The organism is Staphylococcus pettenkoferi, from assembly GCF_002902685.1.
Taxonomy (GTDB): Bacteria; Bacillota; Bacilli; order Staphylococcales; family Staphylococcaceae; genus Staphylococcus; species Staphylococcus pettenkoferi.
The window spans coordinates 1-4,798 of record NZ_PPRN01000042.1 but is presented as its reverse complement, the minus strand read 5'-3'; the positions used below and the strand labels follow the sequence as shown (position 1 = coordinate 4,798).

At 32.0% G+C, this 4,798-nt stretch carries 3 protein-coding genes and 1 pseudogene; 2 read left to right on the top strand and 2 right to left on the bottom strand.

Annotated elements, in window-relative coordinates; genetic code table 11:
* Window positions 1-89: 89 nt before the first annotated feature.
* Window positions 90-236, top strand: a pseudogene (locus CD126_RS08170) (IS3 family transposase); the annotation flags it as partial.
* Window positions 237-369: 133 nt separating this feature from the next.
* On the opposite strand, the gene CD126_RS08165 reads toward CD126_RS08170, so the two are convergent.
* A complete protein-coding gene (locus CD126_RS08165; RefSeq protein WP_103370297.1) occupies window positions 370-2,535 on the bottom strand; it encodes an RNA degradosome polyphosphate kinase in 2,166 nt (721 codons plus the stop codon).
* 63 nt (window positions 2,536-2,598) lie between these two features.
* Entirely contained in the window at window positions 2,599-4,131 is a 1,533-nt protein-coding gene (gene ppx, locus CD126_RS08160; RefSeq protein WP_103370296.1) for an exopolyphosphatase, read from the bottom strand.
* A 363-nt stretch (window positions 4,132-4,494) separates the two neighbouring features.
* On the opposite strand from ppx, the gene CD126_RS12475 reads away from it, so the two are divergent.
* On the top strand, window positions 4,495-4,749 hold the full coding sequence (locus CD126_RS12475; protein ID WP_102696183.1) for a helix-turn-helix domain-containing protein: 255 nt from the start codon (window positions 4,495-4,497) through the stop codon (window positions 4,747-4,749).
* Window positions 4,750-4,798: the final 49 nt, after the last annotated feature.

Sequence of the window (4,798 nt, the reverse complement as noted above, 5' to 3'; positions counted from 1 at the left end):
ACGAAATTAGCATCATGCTAGCAAGTTAAGCGAACACTGACATGATAAATTAGTGGTTAGCTATATTTTTTACTTTGCAACAGAACCAAACATTTTATCTCAACAATGAGTTAAATAACTCTAATTTCATTGTAAAGGATATTGTCGAAAAGTACATAGAAAACTATAATAATAATCGAATTCAACAAAAATTAGACTACTTATCTCCTGTGCAATACAGAACATTAGCAGCCTAATTCAAGTGTTTTAATGTGAGGCCCACATTAAGGATGCAGTGCCATTATATTAGTGGTTCAAAAAGTAAAAGGCCTAGTTTAAATAAAGCATCTGTCTTTGGATTAATTCTAATTTTTTATAAGATTATTCATTCTATCTTTTGAATGTATTTCTTAATCTTCTTATCCAACTAACGCCACGCTTTGAACGAATGGGATAACCTGTTGGCTGAGCAGTCTGTTTTTTTAGATCTTTACCGTATTTAATTGCCTCTTGCATAAGATAAGCTTGAGAATTTAGTGGAGATAAATTGTTTTGAACATAGTGATAGACACCAATTTTATCTTGGAAACGTCCTTTCTCATTATCTGAAAGTTGCAAGTTCATATAATTCACTAAACGTTTTCCAATACTTTTATCTTCAACAGGGAATAAGATTTCGACACGTTTAATCATGTTGCGTGTCATCACGTCTGCTGATGAGAGGTAGATACTTTCATCACCGTTATTATGGAAATAATAAATACGTGAATGTTCGAGTAACCGTCCTACTATGCTTACGACTTCAATATTCTCACTGATACCAGGTATACCAGGTTTAAGACAACAAATACCACGAATGATAAGTTGAATCTTTACGCCTGCTTGAGAAGCTTTAAAGAGCTTTTTAATAATCGTTTTATCTGTGAGTGAATTCATCTTCATCATAATCTTGCCATTTCCATGTTCTAAATGACTACTAATCTCTTTGTCGATATGGTCAATAAAGACGTCACGAATATCAAATGGAGCTACAATTAATTTATTATACTCAGGTTTAACAGAGTAACCACTTAAATAATTGAAGAAATTAATCGCATCTTCAGCAATGTCTTTATTTGTAGTAATAATCCCCATATCGGTATATAGCTTAGCAGTTTTGTCATTATAGTTTCCTGTACCTAAATGTATAAATGATGTTAGCTCTCCACGAATACGTTTAACGACAAGCGCAATTTTACTATGTGTCTTTAGATGCGTCATACCATATATTACGTGACAACCTGCATCTTCAAGCATACGAGCCCAATGGACATTATTCTCTTCATCGAAACGTGCTTTCAATTCTACAAGTACAGTGACTTGCTTACCATTTTCAGCAGCTTCCTTCAAACTATTAATAATCGGTGAATCTTTACTCACACGATATAATGTTTGCTTAATGGCAATGGTATTTGGATCATCGGAAGCTTCACGTATGAAGTTTACAATGGGGTCAAATGATTCATACGGATGATGGAAGAATATATCTCTTTCTAGAGCTAATTTATAAATATTGTTATTTTCTAAAGATTTCGGTACTTGGGGTGTATATTTCTCATACGTCAGATATTTAAGTTTAGTAGAGAGATGACTCACTAAATCGAATAAAAACGTTAAATCAAGCGGGCCATTTAAGAAGTATATATCATTCTCTTCAACCTCTAATTGATCAATCAACCATTCAATATTCTCTCTTTGTGCAGTTCGGCCATCGACCTCTAAACGTACAGCTGAACCACTCTTACGTTCTTTTAAGAAGCGTTCAATTTCTATTAGTAAATCTTCAGCACCATCTTCATGAATCGATAAATCTGCATTTCTTGTGATTCTGAAGGTAAAAGTATTTAAAACTTTATAACCTTTAAATAGATAGTTGATAAAGTATGTAATGACATCTTCGACCATTACAACATATTGTTTAGCACCTTCATTAAATGTTAGAAATCGAGGAATTAATGATGGAATTTGTACGATTGCTGAGTTAATTGTGTCTTCAGTATCAATATCGACAAATATGTTTAAACTTTTATTGTTCAATTTCGGAAATGGGTGATACGCATCAATACCTAATGGTGTAAGTGTAGGTAGAATATGCGATTTAAACTCTTTTTCTAATCTTTCTATGAGCATTTCAGATAAACAATCAGGTTTGACCATTTCAATATTATAATGCCGTAACTCTTCAATCAATTCTTTATATCGTTGATATTGGATGTGAACATATTCTGTGTTTTTTATTTTAATCGCATCAAGTTGTTCTTGAGGCGTCATTTGGGTTTTATTTTCGGGTTTATCATAACCTAATTTCACTTGGTCTTTTAAACCAGCTACACGTACCATAAAAAATTCATCTAAATTTGAGCTAAAAATAGAAATGAAATTTAACATTTCAAGTAATGGATTATTCTTATCATAAGCTTCCTGAAGGACTCTATAGTTAAAATCGATCCAACTTAACTCCCTATTATTATAGTACTGTGGTAAATTAATATCCTTTTTTCCCAATTGAGTTTGCATACTCTTAATACACCTCATTATTTAAACGTTGTTCTTGTGTAGTCTAAAAATATCATACGACTTTTAAGATTTTGTAAAGATAATGGATACTTGCCCTTTTAAAATCTTTTCAACATGTTTCTTCTGCTTATTCGCTTGATATTCTTCAGCAATAGGCTCTCCTTTGTGGTAAACATAGATTTCGTATTTATCGCCTTTTTTCTTTTTAAGATTAATTTCTTCTACAAAACTAGTATGAGAGATATTCAATGCGTTTACGAATTTAATAATACCACCTAGAGCTTGAATAGTATCAACTTCTTTACCGTTAAACCATTGTGTTTCTTTACAGTACAATTTGAGTAATGATTTATTTTTAAAACTTGCGAGAAGTGCTAGCTTCACACGATCTTTATGAGAGAACCCATTAATCGTTGAATTCGCAATAAGGTAATATGTGTGCGGTGAACTTGAATCTGAATCGATAAAACTACCTAAGTAATATATATACGCACCTTCAACAAATAAATACTTATCATAATCTGTAATTTTCAAATCACTATAATTTAACAGTTGGTCGAGTAAGGATTGTGCTAATTTCAAGCGACGTTTTGCACTTTCTTCCTCAATGTAATATTCATTAGCTAAGTGTATTAAAGCATCTCTACGTACATGTTCTTTTTTAAATTCATAAGGATGGCGTTTACGAATGAAATTCATGACATAACCTTCACGAATGCCATTTCTTGAGAAAGTGAATTGTGTCGCATCTATTTTTTGGAAAAGAGTCTTGAAAACAGAGATGGCAGGTAGAATGATATCTACACGATCTCGGCTTAAACCGTCTAGATTAATTAATTCATCGCGAGCACTTTTACAAATGATATCGTAAACTATATATATATCTTTCAATGACATAGTATAATTGTGAACACCACCGATAGGATAAGAATGTTTAGATTGATGAATACGAGCAACATTACGTGCAGAGCCACCTAATCCTATAAGCGTAATTTCTTGATTTTTTACCCAATCTAATTGATTAAATTGTTCGGATAAGAATTTTTCCATACTTTTAATTGCGGATTTATTATTATGATCTTTATCTCCGAAGAATTGACGTTTCAATGTGACAACGCCAAATGGGAAGCTATGTATTTCTTTTAATTTCTTATCTTTGAAAAGTGTAACCTCGGTAGAACCACCACCGATATCAACTGATATACCATTTTCAATATCTGTGGTGTGTGAAATGGCATAATAACCATAAAATGCCTCATCTTTTTCAGAGACGATTTGAATTTCAATATTTAATTCTTTTTTGATTTTTTTGATAATATCGTTACTGTTTTTAGATTGACGAATCGCAGCTGTCGCAATAGTATGTAGCTCTTGAACTTTAAATTTGTCGGCCACTTTTTTGAAACTTAAAAGTGCTTCTTTTAAAATGGCGATACCGTCATTGTTCATTTTAGTGTCACTGGTCAAGTACTGACTTAGACGTGCAGGTGTTTTAATATTTAATATTTCATTAAGACCAGTTTCTTTAGTAAAAACAAAAAGCACGAGCCGAATTGTATTTGAACCAATATCTATTAAGCCAATTTTTTCTTCCATCTCTTCCTCCTGTGTTTGATACGGGAAGTGCTCTCCCCCTATTTAATTGCATTTCACATGATATAGGATAAACCGAAAATATTCCAAGAAGCTTTTTGAGGAATTTCTATGAATACTAAATATAGAATAAAACCTCTCAACGTACGTATAATCATCGTTTTCGGATTCACTTATATTTTAGAGTAGCATTTTATTATTTTCGACATTATGTAATATTAAGTATAATACCCAAAAAATTCATAAAAAATGCCCATAATTGGCACTTTGTTGTAAGAGATTAATATGCCACTAAAAACAAATACAAAAGGGAGTGCCAATATGATCTGTTTACATTTTACTATATATGAGCGTTCAAGTATATAGATGCTTAGAAAAGAAAACTATTCTATGAGAGCGATTGCTAAGCATCTTAATCTCTCAGTCTCTACAATTTTTCGTGAAATTAATTGTAATATGAATGAAGAAAGTTATTCTACATTTACAGCACAAACGCAATATAAAACGAAGAAAAGACGTTGTAGTCGTATTTTGAAGCTAGACAAATTTGAAATCACACTGGCCTCCAGAGTAGATTATGGATGGTTCTGTTGCAAAGTAAAAAATATAGCTAACCACTAATTTATCATGTCAGTGTTCGCTTAACTTGCTAGCATGATGCTAATTTCGT